The sequence below is a fragment of the Streptomyces sp. NPDC005485 genome, from assembly GCF_040606085.1.
Classification (GTDB): domain Bacteria; phylum Actinomycetota; class Actinomycetes; order Streptomycetales; family Streptomycetaceae; genus Streptomyces.
The window spans coordinates 1-17361 of record NZ_JBEXDZ010000183.1 but is presented as its reverse complement, the minus strand read 5'-3'; the positions used below and the strand labels follow the sequence as shown (position 1 = coordinate 17361).

The 17361-nt window shown below is 70.0% G+C and carries 14 protein-coding genes; 9 read left to right on the top strand and 5 right to left on the bottom strand.

Features of this window, described 5'->3' with window-relative positions; translation table 11 throughout:
• Nucleotides 1-28 precede the first annotated feature (28 nt).
• The gene (locus tag ABZS97_RS38075) at nt 29-1426 is read left to right on the top strand and encodes an FAD-dependent oxidoreductase (RefSeq protein WP_356145814.1); all 1398 of its coding nucleotides are present in this window, start codon (nt 29-31) and stop codon (nt 1424-1426) included.
• Nucleotides 1427-1436: 10 nt separating this feature from the next.
• On the opposite strand, the gene ABZS97_RS38070 is transcribed toward ABZS97_RS38075, so the two are convergent.
• Nucleotides 1437-1775: a hypothetical protein gene (locus ABZS97_RS38070; RefSeq protein ID WP_356145812.1), complete on the bottom strand. Its 339-nt coding sequence runs from the start codon at nt 1773-1775 to the stop codon at nt 1437-1439.
• A gap of 148 nt (nt 1776-1923) precedes the next feature.
• On the opposite strand from ABZS97_RS38070, the gene ABZS97_RS38065 reads away from it, so the two are divergent.
• On the top strand, nt 1924-2745 hold the full coding sequence (locus ABZS97_RS38065; RefSeq protein ID WP_356145809.1) for a rhomboid family intramembrane serine protease: 822 nt from the start codon (nt 1924-1926) through the stop codon (nt 2743-2745).
• Between the two features lie 9 nt (nt 2746-2754).
• Here ABZS97_RS38065 and hemE read toward each other — a convergent pair whose 3' ends face one another.
• On the bottom strand, nt 2755-3822 hold the full coding sequence (gene hemE, locus ABZS97_RS38060; protein WP_356145806.1) for a uroporphyrinogen decarboxylase: 1068 nt from the start codon (nt 3820-3822) through the stop codon (nt 2755-2757).
• A 117-nt stretch (nt 3823-3939) separates the two neighbouring features.
• Here hemE and ABZS97_RS38055 point away from each other — a divergent pair, with 117 nt between their 5' ends.
• The 3 genes from ABZS97_RS38055 to ABZS97_RS38045 all read left to right on the top strand — a co-directional run bounded on the left by ABZS97_RS38055 (nt 3940) and on the right by ABZS97_RS38045 (nt 7069).
• Entirely contained in the window at nt 3940-4608 is a 669-nt protein-coding gene (locus ABZS97_RS38055; RefSeq protein WP_356145803.1) for a DUF3000 domain-containing protein, read from the top strand.
• Nucleotides 4609-4955: 347 nt separating this feature from the next.
• Nucleotides 4956-5618, top strand: coding sequence for a response regulator transcription factor (locus ABZS97_RS38050; protein WP_030605794.1), 663 nt, complete (start codon nt 4956-4958; stop codon nt 5616-5618).
• Nucleotides 5619-5791: 173 nt separating this feature from the next.
• On the top strand, nt 5792-7069 hold the full coding sequence (locus tag ABZS97_RS38045; protein WP_356145800.1) for a ribonuclease D: 1278 nt from the start codon (nt 5792-5794) through the stop codon (nt 7067-7069).
• A 4-nt stretch (nt 7070-7073) separates the two neighbouring features.
• Here the strand turns inward: ABZS97_RS38045 and ABZS97_RS38040 are convergent, their stop codons facing one another.
• From ABZS97_RS38040 to ABZS97_RS38030, 3 genes are read right to left on the bottom strand one after another with little or no spacing between them, the layout of a single operon-like run.
• Nucleotides 7074-7904, bottom strand: a complete 831-nt coding sequence (locus ABZS97_RS38040) for a carbohydrate ABC transporter permease (protein WP_356145795.1) — start codon at nt 7902-7904, stop codon at nt 7074-7076.
• Complete coding sequence (locus tag ABZS97_RS38035) at nt 7901-8854, bottom strand: sugar ABC transporter permease (protein ID WP_356145791.1); 954 nt, start codon at nt 8852-8854, stop codon at nt 7901-7903. The genes ABZS97_RS38040 and ABZS97_RS38035 overlap by 4 nt, the downstream gene beginning before the upstream one ends.
• Nucleotides 8854-10170, bottom strand: coding sequence for an ABC transporter substrate-binding protein (locus ABZS97_RS38030; RefSeq protein ID WP_356145788.1), 1317 nt, complete (start codon nt 10168-10170; stop codon nt 8854-8856). The genes ABZS97_RS38035 and ABZS97_RS38030 overlap by 1 nt, the downstream gene beginning before the upstream one ends.
• Before the next feature lie 160 nt (nt 10171-10330).
• Here ABZS97_RS38030 and ABZS97_RS38025 point away from each other — a divergent pair, with 160 nt between their 5' ends.
• The 4 genes from ABZS97_RS38025 to ABZS97_RS38010 all read left to right on the top strand — a co-directional run bounded on the left by ABZS97_RS38025 (nt 10331) and on the right by ABZS97_RS38010 (nt 17200).
• A complete protein-coding gene (locus tag ABZS97_RS38025; protein WP_356145785.1) occupies nt 10331-12700 on the top strand; it encodes a glycoside hydrolase family 2 protein in 2370 nt (789 codons plus the stop codon).
• Nucleotides 12697-13725, top strand: a complete 1029-nt coding sequence (locus ABZS97_RS38020) for a LacI family DNA-binding transcriptional regulator (protein WP_356145782.1) — start codon at nt 12697-12699, stop codon at nt 13723-13725. The genes ABZS97_RS38025 and ABZS97_RS38020 overlap by 4 nt, the downstream gene beginning before the upstream one ends.
• 125 nt (nt 13726-13850) lie before the next feature.
• The gene (locus ABZS97_RS38015; protein ID WP_356145777.1) at nt 13851-15077 is read left to right on the top strand and encodes an acetyl-CoA C-acyltransferase; all 1227 of its coding nucleotides are present in this window, start codon (nt 13851-13853) and stop codon (nt 15075-15077) included.
• Nucleotides 15074-17200 carry a 3-hydroxyacyl-CoA dehydrogenase NAD-binding domain-containing protein gene (locus tag ABZS97_RS38010; protein ID WP_356145774.1) on the top strand — a complete coding sequence of 709 codons (2127 nt, stop codon included), beginning with the start codon at nt 15074-15076 and terminating at the stop codon, nt 17198-17200. Before ABZS97_RS38015 ends, ABZS97_RS38010 begins: the two co-directional genes overlap by 4 nt.
• Nucleotides 17201-17361 lie beyond the last annotated feature (161 nt).

Here is a 17361-nt window from a genome sequence, read left to right as displayed (position 1 = left end):
CGTCCCCCCGTTGGGGGTTCGCTTGAGCATGCGCAGCGGACCGGGGGGGACGAAAGAGCGGCTGGACGACATCGGCGGCGACGCGGCGGGCATGTCCGCCGCGTCGCAGGCGCGCCGGATGCGGGGCGCGGACGAGCTGGAGATCGTGGCGTTCGAGCGGGGCCACTTCACGTCGTACTCCGCGTGCGGCATCCCGTACTGGGTGGGCGGCGACGTCACCGAGCGGGACCAACTCATCGCGCGCTCTCCCGAGGAGCACCGGGAACGGGACATCGATCTGCGGATGCGTACGGAGGTCGTGGAGATCGACGCGGCGGGCGCCCGCGTCCGCTCCCGGAACCTGGAGACCGGGGCCGAGGAGTGGACGCCGTACGACAAACTCGTGATCGCCACCGGTGCCCGCCCGATCCGCCCCGAGCTGCCCGGCGTCGACGCGCCCGGTGTGCACGGGGTGCAGACCCTGGACGACGGCCAGGCGCTCCTTGACACGCTGGCCGCCACGGAGGGCCGGCACGCGGTGGTCGTCGGCGCGGGCTACATCGGTGTGGAGATGGCCGAGGCGCTCATCAACCGCGGCTACGAGGTGACGGTCGTCAACCGCGGCAAGGAGCCGATGTCCACGCTCGACCCGGACATGGGGCGTCTGGTGCACGAGGCCATGGAGGGCATGGGCATCACCATGGTCAACGACGCCGCGGTCACCAAGCTGCTGACCGGGCAGGACGGGCGGGTCCGGGCGGTCGCCACCGAGGACGCCGAGTACCCGGCGGACGTGGTCGTCCTCGGTATCGGCGTACGCCCCGAGACCGCACTCGCCAAGGCCGCCGGGCTGCCGCTCGGCGAGCACGGCGGACTGCTCACCGACCTGGCGATGCGGGTGCGCGGGCACGAGGACATCTGGGCGGGCGGCGACTGCGTCGAGGTCCTCGACCTGGTCTCGGGGCGGGAGCGGCACATCGCGCTGGGCACGCACGCCAACAAGCACGGCCAGGTGATCGGCAGCAATGTGGGCGGCGGGTACGCGACGTTCCCCGGTGTCGTCGGCACGGCGGTCAGCAAGGTCTGCGAGCTGGAGATCGCGCGCACCGGACTGCGTGAGAAGGACGCGCACCGAGCGGGCCTCCGGTTCGAGGCCGTCACCATCGAGTCGACGAGCCGCGCCGGTTACTACCCGAACGCCGCCCTCATGACCGTGAAAATGCTCGCCGAGCGCCGCACCGGACGGCTGCTCGGCGTGCAGATCGTCGGCCGTGAAGGCGCCGCCAAACGCGTCGACATCGCCGCCGTGGCACTGACGGCGGGTATGTCGGTGGAGCAGATGACGGCCCTGGACCTGGGCTACGCCCCGCCGTTCTCACCGGTGTGGGACCCGGTCCTGGTGGCGGCGAGGAAGGCGGCGGGGGCGGTGCGTTCACGAAGGGCGTGAACGCACCGGCTCACGCCGACTCGTGCTGCCCGGTGGTGCCGTTGATCCGTTCGATGGCCTGCCGGGCCTGCTCGGCAGGCGGCCGCCCGGGCAGCGAGGACACGGACGCGGACGGGGGGACGGCAGCGGGCTGCGCCCCCGCGGGCTTCGCGTGCGCGGCCGACCGGGCCGACCGCAGCCGGTGGCTGACGGCCTCGTCGAGGGTGACGGGCCGCTGCATCCGGGCGGCGAGCCGGCCGGCCTCCTGGCCGAGCGCGGCGACGTCCTCCCAGGGCAGGTGCAGCACCAGGGCGATCTCCGCCTCACCGTCGGGCAGAGCGTGCATCGGAGGAGTAACTCGGTCGTTCATCGCCTGTTCCTCACGTTGTCCTCGCGTCGCGTCTTCGTCGCGTCACGGACGGTTGAGGAGAGATACGCAGCCGGGCGCGGCCGTGTTCACCGCCGCGGAGGGTAGGGGGGCACGGATTCACGGGGCGCATCGGGGGAACTGATTCCTCGTGGTCATCCCCGTCCATGACGTGAACCCGGCACGCCGTACGCCCTATGTGACGTACGCGCTGATCGCCGTCAACTTCCTGGTCTTCCTGCGCACCCCCGGCGTCGCGGGTTCGGTGACCGGCGAGAGCGGCCTGTCCCAGCTCTGCCATCTGCAGGCGTTCCTGGACCACTACGCCGCGGTGCCGCAGGAGCTGATCCACCATCGGATGCCGAGGCTCGTGCCCACGGGCCACGTCGCGGTGGATCCGCAGAGCGGTCCCGGCTGCCTCGCGGCCCCGCCGGGCTACGACAAGTCGCCGCCGCTGTCGGTCCTGACGGCGATGTTCCTGCACGGCAGCTGGCTGCACCTGCTCGGCAACATGCTCTTCCTGTGGATCTTCGGCAACAACATCGAGGACCGCCTCGGGCATGTGCGCTTCACGTTGTTCTACGTCGTCTGCGGCTATGCGGCCGCGTACGGCTTCGCGCTGCTCAACGACGACTCGGGGGACCCGCTGATCGGCGCGTCCGGGGCGATCGCCGGAGTCCTCGGCGCCTATCTGGTGCTCTATCCGAAGGCGCGGGTCTGGGTCCTGGTCCCGTTCCTGATCTTCCTGCCGCTGCGGCTGCCCGCATGGCTGGTGCTGGGCTTCTGGTTCGTGCTGCAGGCGGTGTACTCGTCGGGCGCCGGTGTCTCCGCGGCCGGGACGGTGGCGTACGCGGCCCATGTGGCCGGCTTCCTCGTGGGCATGCTGCTGGCGTGGCCGTTGCGCCCCGGCACACCGCCCCCGCCCGAGCCGCGCCGGCTGCTGTGGGGCAGGCAGGCGCGGCACACTTGGTGAGGTGAGGCGTCAGCGGGCGGTCTGCGTGTGCACGTACTCCACGAGCCGGGTCAGCGCGTCCGGGTTCATGGTCGGCAGGACGCCGTGGCCGAGGTTGAAGATGTGGCCCTCCAGTCCGGCGGCCGCGTCGAGCACCTCGCGCGTCTTGGTCTGCACGGCCTCGGTCGTGGAGTACAGGACGGCCGGGTCCAGGTTGCCCTGGAGCGCCTTGCCGGGGCCGACGCGGCGGGCGGCCTCGTCGAGCGGGACGCGCCAGTCGACGCCCACCACGTCCGCGCCCGCCTCGCCCATGAGGCCGAGCAGCTCGCCGGTGCCGACGCCGAAGTGGATGCGCGGGACGCCGTACCCGGCGACAGCCTCGAAGACCTTCGTGGAGGCGGGCATCACCGAGCGGCGGTAGTCGGCGGGTGCCAGGGCGCCGACCCAGGAGTCGAAGAGCTGGACGGCACTGGCGCCCGCCTCGATCTGCACCTTCAGGAAGGCGGAGGTGATCTCGGCGAGACGGTCGAGCAGGTCGGCCCACAGCTGCGGGTCGCCGTACATGAGCGCCTTGGTGTGCTCGTGGTTCTTGGACGGGCCGCCCTCGACGAGGTAGCTCGCGAGGGTGAAAGGCGCGCCCGCGAAACCGATGAGCGGGGTCGCGCCGAGCTCGTCCGTCAGGAGCTTGATCGCCTCGGTGACGTACCAGACGTCCTCGGGGGTCAGATCGCGCAGCTGGGCCAGGTCGGCGCGGGTGCGGATCGGGTTCTGGACGACGGGGCCGACGCCCGGCTTGATGTCTAGGTCGACACCGATGGCCTTCAGCGGGACGACGATGTCGCTGAAGTAGACCGCCGCGTCGACGTGGTGCCGGCGTACGGGCTGGAGGGTGATCTCGGCGACCAGCTCGGGCCGCGTGCAGGACTCCAGCATGGGGATGCCCTCGCGCACCTTGAGGTACTCGGGCAGCGAGCGCCCGGCCTGCCGCATGAACCACACGGGCGTGTGCGGCACGGGCTCGCGCCTGCACGCCTTGAGGAAGGCGGACTCGTACGTGGCTGTCGGCGGCTGGCCCTCGGGGCGGCGGTTGGCACTCACGTCGGAAAGTCTCGCACGTCCGCTGCCGCCCCCGGTTCGGGGTCCGGCCCGAACCGGGTCTCCAAAAGGGGATGTCTGTCGCTGCAACCGGGCCCTGTTCCCCTTAATCTTCCCCGCATGGCTGCGGCTCAGGGACGACTGTCGGACGGCGCTGGCGGAATGGACGACGCGAAGGAGGGAGAGCGGGATGCGACGCAGACGGCTCCGCCGCCCTTCCGGGCCGCCGTCGAGGCGCTGAGGGTCGCGCGGCTGCGACCGGAGATCGAGATCGACCCGACGCGCCCGCCGCAGCGCCTGGCCCCGTACGCGTACGCGTTGGAGGCGGCGGTCGTCGCCGACGACGAGGACCTGGCCGACGGCCGCCTCGTGCTGCTGCACGATCCGGCGGGGCACGATGCCTGGCAGGGCACCTTCCGTCTGGTGACGCTGGTCCGCGCCGAGCTGGAGCCGGAGATGGCGGCCGACCCGCTGCTGCCCGACGTCTGCTGGTCGTGGCTGACCGGCGCGCTCCAGGCCCGCGGTCTGTCGTACGGCGAACCGAGCGGCACCGTGACGCGCGCGAGTTCGCACTACTTCGGCGGTCTCTCCGAGCGTCCGTCCGCCTCCCATATCGAGATCCGGGCATCCTGGACCCCGCGGGAGGGGCTGGGCGGGGTCCCGGACACGGCCTCTCATCTTGCCGCGTGGTGCGATCTGCTCTGCCAGGTCGCGGGGCTTCCGCCGGCGAGCGCGGGCGACGCGTCGGTGGTGACGCTGCCGCAGCGCCGGGGGCCGCAGTCGCGCTGAGCGCCGACGACTCCCTTCTGTTCGATGCCGATCCCGTGCCGAGGACCTTGCTCAGGTCCTCGGCACGAGTCTTGCCCAGGGGTTGTCGGGGTGTGTCGGTGCCGGTCGCGGCTTTGTCGATACGGCCACTTTCGGCCGCGTATGAACGGTGATTGGCGCGGAGCGACTCGGTTCGATCTTCGGATGATCGATCGCGTGTCCGAATTGCACGGATTGTTACTCACCAGATCGTGATCATTCTCTAAAGGCGGACGGGTTTGGTGCCGAAGACGACTGTGACCTTGAAAGCACGGTTCGTCCCGGCTTCATCCCCACAAGCCGGCCCCGTCCCCCACCCAGGAGGCCTGGTGTCCGTTCTCCTCGAGCAGCCCGCAAGCCTGGTCGCCTACCGCCCGAACAAGCCGACCGCCATGGTGGTCGTGGCCGACCCCCGCGTCCGCTCCACCGTGACCCGCCACCTGTGGGCCCTCGGTGTACGCGACGTCATCGAGGCCTCGTCCGTCGCGGAGGCTCGTCCCCGCATCGGCAACCCCCGCGACATCTGCGTCGCCGACGTCCACCTCCCCGACGGATCCGGCCTGACGCTCCTCTCCGAAACCCGAGCCGCGGGCTGGCCCAACGGCCTGGCCCTCTCCGCCGCCGACGACATCGGCGCCGTACGCAACGCCCTCGCGGGCGGCGTCAAGGGCTACGTCGTCACCGGCACCCGCACCAACGTCGGGCTCCCCACCCGCCCCGGCGCCGCGCCCATCGGCTCGGCCGCCGCCCGAATGCACCGCCGCCCCCCGGGTTCCCCGAGCCACCCGGGTGGCTACCGCGAGCTCTCCGGCCGCGAGGTCGAGGTGCTCCGCCTGGTCGCCGAGGGCCAGTCGAACAAGGCCATCGGCGTCTCGATGGGCCTGTCCGCGCTGACCGTCAAGAGCCACCTCGCCCGCATCGCCCGCAAGCTCGGCACGGGCGACCGCGCCGGGATGGTGGCGGTGGCCCTGCGCACCGGAATCATCCACTGACCGCGAACGACCGAGAAGCCGTCCCGACCAGGAATCCGGCAAACCGGGAAACCGGCGAACGAACGAACACTGAACCGGATCTTTCACTGACCTGACTGGTTTACGACCCTGCCACGCCCGCCGACGGAACGTTCCGTCGGCGGGCGTCGTCCATACACAGATACCCTTGACAGGTGACCGACGCCCAAGAGACCGCAGCAGACAGCCCACTGCGAACCACCGGAGGCGGCCCTCCGGACGACGTCGAATCGGCGCCGATCCCTTTGCTCGAACCGCGCGAGGGCATTCCGCCCGTCATCGCCGACGAGGAAGCGCTCGCCGAGATGATCGCCGCCTTCGCCGCCGGCAGCGGCCCCGTGGCCGTGGACGCCGAACGTGCGTCCGGGTACCGATACGGCCAGCGCGCCTATCTGGTGCAGTTGCGCCGTGAGGGCGCGGGCTCCGCGCTGATCGACCCCGTCGCCTGTCCCGACCTGTCGGGCCTCGGCGAGGCGATCTCCGGGGTGGAGTGGGTGCTGCACGCCGCCACCCAGGACCTGCCGTGCCTGCGCGAGATAGGCATGATCCCCACCCGCCTGTTCGACACCGAGCTGGCCGGACGCCTCGCCGGGTTCCCCCGGGTCGGCCTCGGCGCGATGGTCGAGAGCGTTCTCGGCTTCGTACTGGAGAAGGGGCACTCCGCGGTCGACTGGTCGACGCGCCCGCTGCCCGAGCCCTGGCTGCGGTATGCCGCTCTGGACGTGGAGCTGCTCGTCGACCTGCGGGACGCCCTGGAGAAGGAGCTGGACCGGCAGGGCAAGCTGGAGTGGGCCCGGCAGGAGTTCGACGCCATCGCCGGAGCCGAGCCCGCGCCGCCGCGCAAGGACCCCTGGCGCCGTACGTCGGGCATGCACAAGGTGCGCCGCCGCAGGCAGATGGCGGTCGTCCGGGAGCTGTGGGAGGCCCGGGACCGGGTCGCGCAGCGCCGGGACATGTCACCCGGCAAGGTGCTCGGGGACACCGCGATCGTCGAGGCCGCGCTGTCCCTGCCGCCCAACGTGCACGCCCTGGCCGAGCTGAACGGCTTCGGGCACCGCATGGGGCGGCGCCAGCTGGAGCAGTGGCAGGCCGCCGTGGACCGTGCGAAGGCACTGCCGGAGGCCGAGCTGCCGCAGCCCGGCCAGCCGGTGACCGGTCCTCCGCCTCCGCGCGCCTGGGCGGACAAGGACCCGGTGGCCGCGGCCCGGCTCTCCGCGGCACGCGCCGCCGTCTCGGCCCTGGCCGAGCAGCTGAACATGCCGCAGGAGAACCTGATCACCCCGGACACCGTGCGCCGGGTGTGCTGGGAACCGCCGGCCACGCCGGACGACGAGTCGGTCGCGGCGCTGCTCACCGGTTACGGAGCGCGGCCCTGGCAGGTCGAGCAGGTCACGCCGGTGCTGGTGGCGGCTCTGGCGACGCCTGCGGCCTGAGGGCTCACTTGGTCGCGCCCCGCATGAAGCCGTTGTAGATGAAGCGCTGCAGGAGCAGGAAGACGATCAGGGTCGGGAGGATGACGAGCACCGCCCCGGCCGAGATCGTCTCCCAGTGCGCGCCGAACGGCCCGCGGAAGCGGAACAACGACGTCGAGATCACGCCAAGATCCTCGGACGGCATGTAGAGGAAGGGGATGTAGAAGTCGTTGTAGACGGTGATCCCCTTCACGATCACGACGGTCGCGATCGCCGGCCGCAGCAGCGGGAAGATGATCTTCCGGTAGATCGTGAAGGCGTTGGCGCCGTCGAGGCGTGCGGACTCGTCCAGGGAGATCGGGATGGACCGGACGAACTGCAGGAAGATGTAGATCGACACGATGTCCGTGCCCATGTAGAGCGCGATCGGCGCCCACAGCGTGTCGAACATGCCGAAGCTGTTGACGATCTGGAAGGTGGCCACCTGTGTGGTCACGCCCGGGACGAGCGCGGCGACCAGGAAGAGCGCGACCACCAGCTTCTTGAAGCGGAAGGTGAAGCGGTCGATCGCGTACGCCGCCATCGAGCCGATGAGCACGGTTCCGGCGATGGCGACCAGCAGGATGACGGCCGTGTTCCCGAACGCGGAGAGCATCCGGCCGTCCTGGAACGCCGTCACGTAGTTGTCGAAGTTCAGGAAGTCCTTCGGCATGGTGAGGGCCCCGCTGTCGTCCGACATCTCCTGCGAGGACTTGAGCGAGGTCAGCAGGACGGCGCCGAGCGGCAGCAGGACGACCACGGCCGCGACGACCAGCGACAGGTAGACGAAGGTGCGGGCAACCGCGCGGCGCGTCATACGAGATCCACCCTGTCGTCGGGAACGAGGCGCCGCTGCAGCCAGGTCACCGCCAGGATGATCAGCAGCAGCACGACGGCGGCGGCCGAGGCGAGCCCCGTCTTGTTGAACTGGAAGGCGAGCTTCACCGTCTGGATCACGAAGGTCTCGGTGCCGGTGGCCCCGCCGGTCATGATGTACGGGATCTCGAAGACCGACAGCGAGCCGGAGATCGACAGGATCACGGTGAGGCTCAGCACCGGTTTGATGCCCGGCGCGATGATGTACCGGAACTGGTGCCAGCGGTTCGCGCCGTCCAGTTCCGCGGCCTCGTACAACTCCCCCGGGATGGACTGGATCGCGCCCAGGAAGAGCACGAAGTTCAGGCCCATGTAGCGCCAGACCGACACCCCGGCGAGCGAGATGTTCGCGGACGTCGACGTGCCGAGCCAGGCGTGGTCGGAGTGGTAGCCGAACAGGCCGAGCACCGTGTCGAGGGTGCCGCCGTCCTGGAAGAAGTAGAGGAACACGAAACCGATCGCGACCCCGTTGATCAGATACGGGAAGAAGAGCACGCCCTTGAAGAAGTTCCGGAAGCGGACGTTGAAGTTGAGGACGGTCGCGAAGTAGAGCGCTGCGGCGATCTGGAACGCGGAGGCGACGAGGTAGTAGCCGCTGACGAAGAAGACCTGGAAGAGGTCCTCCCTGGTGAAGAGTTCGGTGTAGTTCCCGGTGCCCGTGTAGTGCAGTTCGGGGCTCACCCCGTCCCAGTCGGTGAAGCTGTACGCGACCATGTTGGCGATCGGCGCGTAGGTGAAGACGATCAGCAGGGCGAGCGGGGCGATCAGGAACAGCCACGGCGTGACGCCGCGCCACAGACGGGCGCGGCGCGGAGCCGGGGGCGGACGGCGGACGGCGGCCGCGGACGGCGCCGCGGCCTTGAAGGCCGCCTTCTGGGTGGTGTCCGCCATCAGGACCCCGCGTTCTTCTGAGCCTCGGTCCAGCGCTTGCTGAGATCGGCGTAGAAGTCGTCGAGGCTGCCCTTTCCGGCGCCGCGGGCGAGGTCGACGAGCTTCTGGCGGTAGTCGGGGGTGTTGATGCCGACCTCCGACTCGGTGTCGACCAGCTTGACCTTCGCGCCCGCGCTGTCGTCGAGTTCGATGAGCTTCACGCCGGCGTCCTCGTACGGCTTCAGGACCGTCGGCAGAGGCGCGTCCTTGAGCGGGGAGATGGCCAGGTTGTCCTTGTCGTAGCCGGACTTGTCGGTGAACCAGTCGATCCAGGCGCGGGCCGCCTCCTTGTGCGGGGAGTGGACGTTGACGGCCAGGTTGTAGTCGGGGCCGACGGTCGCGCAGAACTTGCCGTCGACCTGGGCGGGGAAGGGCATGAAGCCGATGTCGTCCGGGTCGAGGCCGGCCTTCTTGGCGGCGTCCTGGAACTGGATGATCGCCCAGGTCCCGAGCCACTCGGTGGCTATCTCGCCCTTCGCCAACCGGGCCTTGGACGCCTCCCAGTTGGTGGTCGTCGGGTCCTTCTCGACGTATCCGTCGTGCACGGTGTCGTAGAGCAGCTGGTCACCGACGCGCAGATCGGCGCCCTTCGCCCAGGGGTCGCCCTCGGCGATCTTGGTGGTGGCGCCCGTGTCGCAGTGCACCGAGCCGTTGACGAACGTCCAGGAGGTCAGCGGCCACCCGGCCGAGAAGTTGGTGTAGTACGGCGTCGCGTCGGTTTTCGTCTTGATCGCCTTGAGGTCGGCGAGGAACTCGGCCGGTGTGGTGGGCCACTTGGCGGCCCCCGCCTGCTGCCAGACCTTCTTGTTGTAGACGAAGCCGGGCATCACGCCGATCGGGCTCTGCCCGTAGACCTTGCCGCCGACCGTGGTGAAGTCGGTGAACCGGTACTTCTTGCTGCGTTCGGTGTCGGTGCCGAGCGAGGCGAAGAACTTCGGGTAGTCGCTCTTCTTGATCACCCCGGGGATGAGCAGGACATCCCCGTAGTTCTCCGTGTTCATCCGGATCTTGACCTCGGCCTCGTAGTTCGTGAGGGCCTGGAACTTGACCTTGACCTTCGGATACGTCTTGTTGAACTCGGCGGCGTACTTCTTCATCGTGCCGTCCTGCACGAGGTCGGTCCGCTGGGTGAGGACCGTGATGGTTCCGTTCACCTTGGCCGGGTCGACCGGCGCCTTGGCGTCCGCGCCCTTCGTCGAGCCTCCGGTGCCGGTGCACCCCGAGGCCATGAGGGCGAGGGCGACCACCGATCCGGCAAGAATCCTGCGGCTGTTCATGTGCACCAGCTCCGTTCTGTGACGGACGAGCACGAGTGGGTTGGCTGATTCGGCACTCTGGCAGTCGTTACTGAACCGGTAAAGTCTCTATTCCGCCAACGATGCCAAAATGTCATCCAGCGCTGGGAGTTCACGGGCTGGACCGGTTTAGGGAGCGCGCATGCTGGATGCCACACCGCTCACCGAGGGATGGACTCTGCGGCACGAGGGAAGCGCGCTTCCCGCCGCGGTGCCGGGCTGTGTGCACACCGATCTGCTGGCCGCCGGAGTCATCCCGGACCCCTTTCTCGGGCAGGCCGAGACCGAGGTCGCGTGGGTGGGCCGGCGGGACTGGACGTACGACTTCGAGCTGCCCCTCTCCTCGGGTCACGAGCAGACCGACCTCGTCTTCGACGGCCTGGACACGGCCGCCGAGATCCGGCTCGACGGTCAACTCCTGGGCCGTGTCCGGAACATGCACCGCTCCCACCGCTTCGACATCACCGGCATGAGCGGCCCGCTCTCCGTGCGCTTCACCTCCGCCTACACCGCCGCCGAGGCCGTGCGCGACCGCCTCGGCGAGCGGCCCAACGCCTATCCCGAGCCCTTCCAGTACCTGCGCAAGATGGCCTGCTCCTTCGGCTGGGACTGGGGACCGACCCTGGTGACGGCCGGAATCTGGCGGCCGGCCCGACTGGAGCGCTGGTCGACGGCGCGGATCGCCCGGGTACGGCCCGTGGTGACCGTGCAGGGCTCGACGGGCCGGGTCGACCTGTCCGTCGAGGTCGAACGGACCCGAATCGAGGCGGAACTCACCGTCGAGGCCCGACTCGGCGGGGTGCGGGTGAGCGCGGTGATCGACGGCACGAGCGGAACCGTACGTCTCGACGTGCCCGACGTCGAGCTGTGGTGGCCGCGCGGATACGGCGAACAGCCGCTGTACGACATCGAGTTGACCCTCCTCGACACCCATGGGCCGCTCGACTCCTGGCGGCGCCGCATCGGCTTCCGTACCATCGAGCTGGACACCTCGCCCGACGAGCACGGCTGCGGCTTCACCTTCGTGGTGAACGGGGTACGGCTGTTCGCGCGGGGGATCAACTGGATCCCGGACGACGTCTTCCCGTCCCGGATCACCCGGGAGCGGTACCGGACCCGGCTCACGCAGGCGGCCCGCGCGGGCGTCGATCTGGTCCGCGTCTGGGGCGGCGGCATCTACGAGAGCGAGGACTTCTACGACGCCTGCGACGAACTGGGCCTGATGGTGTGGCAGGACTTCCCGTTCGCCTGCGCGGCCTACCCCGAGGAACAGCCGCTGCGCGGCGAGGTGGAGGCCGAGGCCCGCGAGAACGTCGTACGGCTCATGCCGCATCCCTCGCTGGTGCTGTGGAACGGCAACAACGAGAACCTGTGGGGCTTCAGGGACTGGGACTGGGAGCGGCGGCTGGCCGGGGACTCGTGGGGCGAGGGGTACTACCTGGGTCTGCTGCCGCGTGTCGTCGCGGAGTCGGACCCGACGCGGCCGTACACGCCCGGCAGTCCGTGGTCCGGTTCCTGGGACCATCACCCGAACGATCCGGCGCGCGGCACGCACCACTCGTGGGAGGTGTGGAACCGCGAGGACTACGCCGACTACCGGCTCGAAGTCCCGCGGTTCGTGGCCGAGTTCGGCTGGCAGGCGCCGCCCGCCTTCGCGACGCTGCGGCGCGCGCTGCCCGGTGAGGAGCTTGCCGCCGACTCCCCCGGGATGCTGCACCACCAGAAGGCGGACGACGGGAACGGGAAGCTGGAGCGCGGGCTCGCCCGGCATTTCCCGCTGCCGGAGGGGGACTTCGACCGGTGGCACTACCTCACCCAGGTCAACCAGGCGCGGGCCGTCGCGGCCGGAATCGAGCACTGGCGCGCCCACTGGCCCCGCTGCGCCGGCACGATCGTCTGGCAGCTCAACGACTGCTGGCCGGTGACGTCCTGGGCGGCGATCGACGGCGACGGACGCGAGAAGCCGCTCTACCACGAGCTGAAGCGGCTGTACGCGGACAGGCTGCTGACCCTTCAGGCCCGTTCGGACGGACTGTCGCTGGCCGCCGTCAACCAGTCGGCCGAGGCCTGGCAGGGTTCGCTGGTGCTGCGCCGGATGTCCGTCGAGGGCGAGGTCGTGGGCGAGGCGACCCTGAGTCTGTCGGTCCTCGCGCGCACGGTCGCCGAAATCCGGGTACCGCGGGAGCTGGAGCCCGCCGGGCCGAAGGAGTTCCTGGTGGCCGACGCGGACGGGCTGCGCGCGCTGCACTTCCCCGTACCGGACCGCGAAGTCCCCTACCCACGACCGGAGTTCGAGGTGAGCGTCGCGCCGGGGGCGGTGACCGTGACGGCCCGCACGCTCGTACGGGATCTGCTGCTGCAGGCCGACCGGATCGACCCCGCCGCCACGGCCGACACCGGACTCGTCACGCTGCTCCCCGGCGAACAGGTGACCATCGGCGTACGCGGCTGGGAGACTCCCGATGCGGAAACCGCCCGATCGGCCCTGTACTGCGTGGAGTTCACTCGATGACGACAGCCCGCGTCACCATCAAGGACGTCGCCGCGCGCGCCGGCGTGTCCAAAGGCGCGGTGTCGCTCGCCTTCAACCACAAACCGGGGCTGTCGGAGGCCACCCGCGACCGGATCTTCGACGCGGCCCGCGAGCTGGGCTGGGCGCCGAACCTGACGGCGCGGTCGCTGTCCAGCCGGCGGGTGGACGTGGTGGGGCTGGCGATCTGCCGGCCGGCCGAGCTGCTCGGGCTCGAACCGTTCTACATGGAGTTCATCTCCGGTGTGGAGGGCGTGCTGACGGAGCACTCGTGCTCGCTGCTGCTGCGCCTGGTGCGGAACCTGGAGGAGGAGGTCCGGCTGCAGGACGCCTGGTGGAAGGGGCGGCAGATCGGCGGGTCGATCATGGTCGACTTCCGGGCGGACGACCCGCGGGTGGCCGCCGTCGAGCGGCTCGGCATGCCCGCCGTGGCCGTCGGGCACCCCTCGCTGACCGGCGGCCTCACCACCGTGTGGACGGACGACGCCACCGCCGTGACCGAGGCCGTGCGCTATCTCGGCGCGCTCGGGCACCGGCGGATCGCCCGGGTCGGCGGTGCGGCGGCGCTCGGCCACACCACGATCCGTGCCGCCGCCTTCGACGAGGCGGCGCGGGCCCTCGACCTCGACGGGGCCTGGCAGGTCGCCACCGACTACTCCGGGGAGGCGGGCGCGCGGGCCACCCGGTCGCTGCTGGCCGCCGCTCCCGCGGACCGTCCCACCGCGATCGTGTACGACAACGACATCATGGCCGTCGCCGGACTGTCGGTCGCCTCCGAGATGGGGCTGAGCGTGCCCGGCGATGTCTCGCTGCTCGCCTGGGACGACTCCCAGCTGTGCCGGCTGACCCATCCGACGCTCTCCGCGATGAGCCATGACGTGCACGGATTCGGCGCGGACGTGGCGCGGACGCTGTTCGGGGTGATCACCGGCGAGGGGCCCGGATCACATCTGGCGTCCACCCCCGTCCTCACCCCGAGGGGCTCCACGGCACCTCCGCGGGTGTGACCTTCGCCGCTCCCGCCTCCGGGACTGTGCAGCATGGTTACTCGTAAGTAGCATGGTGAGGTGAGCGCGCGCTCAGGCGTGTGCGCCGCGCAGCAGTGCCATCCCGCATCTGGAGGAGAGCCATCGTGCCTCGTACCGTCAGGGACGTCGTCTTCGTCGACGGCGTCCGCACCCCGTTCGGCAAGGCGGGCCCGAAGGGCATCTACCACGAGACCCGCGCCGACGACCTCGTCGTGAAGGCCATCCGGGAGCTGCTGCGCCGCAACCCCGGCCTGGACCCCAAGAAGATCGACGAGGTCGCCATCGCCGCGACCACGCAGATCGGTGACCAGGGCCTGACGCTGGGCCGCACGGCCGGAATCCTCGCCGGTCTCCCCCAGTCGGTTCCCGGCTACTCCATCGACCGCATGTGCGCGGGCGCGCTGACCGCCGTCACCGCCACCGCGGGCTCCATCGCCTTCGGTGCGTACGACGCCGTCATCGCCGGTGGTGTCGAGCACATGGGCCGCCACCCGATGGGCGAGGGCGTGGACCCGAACCCGCGCTTCGTCAGCGAGAAGCTGGTCGACGAGTCCGCCCTGTTCATGGGCATGACCGCCGAGAACCTGCACGACCGCTACCCGACGATCACCAAGCAGCGCGCCGACGAGTACGCCGTGCGCTCGCAGGAGAAGGCCGCCAAGGCGTACGCCAACGGCAAGATCCAGCAGGACCTGGTGCCGGTCTCGGTGCGCAACACCAACGCGGAGGTCGGTGAGACGGGCTGGGGCCTGGTCACCGCCGACGAGCCGATGCGCCCCGGCACCACGCTGGAGAACCTCTCGGGCCTCAAGACCCCCTTCCGCGTCCACGGCCGGGTCACCGCCGGTAACGCGGCCGGTCTGAACGACGGCGCCACCGCCTCGATCCTCGCCTCCGAGGACTTCGCCCGCGAGAACAACCTGCCGGTGAAGATGCGCCTGGTCTCGTACGCCTTCGCGGGCGTCGAGCCGGAGGTCATGGGTTACGGCCCGATCCCGGCCACCGAGAAGGCCCTCGCCAAGGCGGGCCTCTCGATCGAGGACATCAACCTCTTCGAGATCAACGAGGCCTTCGCCGTCCAGGTGCTCGCGTTCCTTGAGCACTACGGCATCGCCGACGACGACGCGCGCGTCAACCAGTACGGCGGCGCGATCGCCTACGGCCACCCGCTCGCCTCCTCCGGTGTCCGTCTGATGACGCAGCTGGCCCGCCAGTTCGAGGAGCAGCCGGAGGTCCGTTACGGCCTCACCACCATGTGCGTCGGCTTCGGCATGGGCGCCACGGTGATCTGGGAGAACCCGCACCACAAGGACGCCGGAGGCGACAAGTGAGCACCGCTGAACTCCTGAAGGGCGCGGCCGAGCTGTTCCCCGGCGAGGTCGTCACCTCGGCGAACGTACGCCACCTGGACCTGCCGTTCGGCGCCGGGCGCTTCGCGCTCATCACGCTGGACAACGGCTTCGACCACACCAAGCCGACCACCTTCGGCCCGCAGTCGCTGGCGAACCTCAACGCCGCCATCGACCAGGTCGAGAAGGAGGCGTCGGCCGGCGAGATCGTCGGTATCGGCGTCACCGGCAAGCCGTTCATCTTCGCCGTCGGCGCGGACCTCAAGGGCGTGGAGCTCCTGAAGAAGCACGACGACGCGCTCGCCATCGGCAAGGGCGGCCACGAGGTCTTCAAGCGCCTCTCCGCCCTCGCGGTCCCGACCTTCGCGTACTACAACGGTGCGGCGATGGGCGGCGGCGTCGAGGTCGGCCTGCACTGCAAGTACCGCACGGTCTCGAAGGCGCTCCCGGCGTTCTCGCTGCCCGAGGTCTTCCTCGGTCTGGTCCCCGGCTGGGGCGGCTGCACGATCCTGCCGAACCTGATCGGCGCCGACAAGGCCGTCTCGGTGATCATCGAGAACTCGCTCAACCAGAACAAGCAGCTGAAGGGTCAGCAGGTCTTCGACCTCGGGATCGCCGACGCCCTGTTCGAGGGTGCGGACTTCCTGGAGCAGTCGCTGATCTGGACCGCCCAGGTGCTGAAGGGCGACGTCGAGGTCGAGCGCCCGGTCATCGACCGCGGCGAGGCCTGGGACCAGGCCGTCGCGCGCGGCCGGTTCATCGCCGACAGCAAGGTGCACGGTGCGGCTCCCGCCGCCTACCGCGCGCTGGACATCATCGCCGCGGCCAAGAACGGCGACCTCCAGCAGGGCTACGACGCCGAGGACAAGGCGCTCGCCGACCTGATCATGGGTGGCGAACTGCGCGCGGGCATCTACGCGTTCAACCTCGTCCAGAAGCGCGGCAAGCGTCCCGCGGGTGCGCCGGACAAGTCGCTCGCGCGTCCGGTCACCAAGGTCGGTGTCGTGGGTGCGGGCCTGATGGCCTCGCAGCTCGCGCTGCTCTTCCTGCGCCGCCTGGAGGTGCCGGTCGTGCTGACCGACATCGACCAGGAGCGCGTCGACAAGGGTGTGGGCTACGTCCACGCCGAGATCGACAAGCTGCTCGGCAAGGGCCGCGTCAACCAGGACAAGGCCAACCGCCTCAAGGCGCTGGTCTCCGGTGTGCTGGACAAGGCCGAGGGCTTCTCCGACGCCGACTTCATCATCGAGGCCGTCTTCGAGGAGATCGGCGTCAAGCAGCAGGTGTTCGCGGAGGTCGAGGCGGTCGCCCCGGCGCACGCGATCCTCGCCACCAACACCTCCTCGCTGTCGGTGACCGAGATGGCGTCGAAGCTGAAGAACCCCGAGCGGGTCGTGGGCTTCCACTTCTTCAACCCGGTCGCGATCCTCCCCCTTCTGGAGATCGTCCGCGGTGAGGCGACCGACGACGCCGCGCTGGCCACGGCGTTCGGTGTCGCCAAGAAGCTGAAGAAGACCGCGGTGCTGGTGAAGGACGCCCCGGCGTTCGTCGTCAACCGCATCCTCACCCGCTTCATGGGCGAGATCCAGAACGTCATCGACGAGGGCACGCCGGTCGAGGTCGCCGAGAAGGCGGTCGAGCCGCTGGGTCTGCCGATGTCGCCGCTGGTCCTCCTCGAACTGGTCGGTCCGGCCATCGGCCTGCACGTCTCCGAGACCCTGAACCGGGCCTTCCCGGACCGCTTCACGGTCTCCCCGAACCTCGCGGCCGTCGTCAAGGCGGGCAAGCGCGGCTTCTACGTGTACGACAGCGGGAAGCCGGAGCTCGACCCCGAGGTCGCCGCACTCCTCAAGCAGGGCGACACCGTCCTCGACGAGGAGCAGGTCCGCGACCGCGTCCTGGACGCCGTCGCGCAGGAGATCGGGCTCATGCTCGACGAGGGTGTCGTTGCCGAGGCCCAGGACATCGACCTCTGCCTGATCACCGGCGCGGGCTGGCCCTTCCACCTGGGCGGGATCACTCCCTACCTGGACCGCGAGGGTGTCTCCGAGCGCGTGACGGGGAAGCGGTTCCTGGAGGCGGGCGTGGCTTCCGTCCCCGCGTAACGCTTCGCTGTGATTGACGGGTGCCCTGTACGCCGGCTCGGCGTGCGGGGCACTCGGCGTTTCTGCGGGGCAGGGCATTTTTTCGCCCCCTCCGCCCCTACCCGACCCGTACTACCAACAGCAAGATCGCGAAGGCTCGGCTCGGCACCGACGGACCCGAG

Coding starts and splice junctions, on each gene's coding strand:
- ABZS97_RS38075 (WP_356145814.1), top strand. CDS start 29: ATGCGCAGCGGACCGGGGGGGACGAAAGAGCGGCTGGACGACATCGGC.
- ABZS97_RS38070 (WP_356145812.1), bottom strand. CDS start 1,775: ATGAACGACCGAGTTACTCCTCCGATGCACGCTCTGCCCGACGGTGAG.
- ABZS97_RS38055 (WP_356145803.1), top strand. CDS start 3,940: ATGGCTGCGGCTCAGGGACGACTGTCGGACGGCGCTGGCGGAATGGAC.
- ABZS97_RS38040 (WP_356145795.1), bottom strand. CDS start 7,904: ATGACGCGCCGCGCGGTTGCCCGCACCTTCGTCTACCTGTCGCTGGTC.
- ABZS97_RS38035 (WP_356145791.1), bottom strand. CDS start 8,854: ATGGCGGACACCACCCAGAAGGCGGCCTTCAAGGCCGCGGCGCCGTCC.
- ABZS97_RS38030 (WP_356145788.1), bottom strand. CDS start 10,170: ATGAACAGCCGCAGGATTCTTGCCGGATCGGTGGTCGCCCTCGCCCTC.
- ABZS97_RS38025 (WP_356145785.1), top strand. CDS start 10,331: ATGCTGGATGCCACACCGCTCACCGAGGGATGGACTCTGCGGCACGAG.
- ABZS97_RS38020 (WP_356145782.1), top strand. CDS start 12,697: ATGACGACAGCCCGCGTCACCATCAAGGACGTCGCCGCGCGCGCCGGC.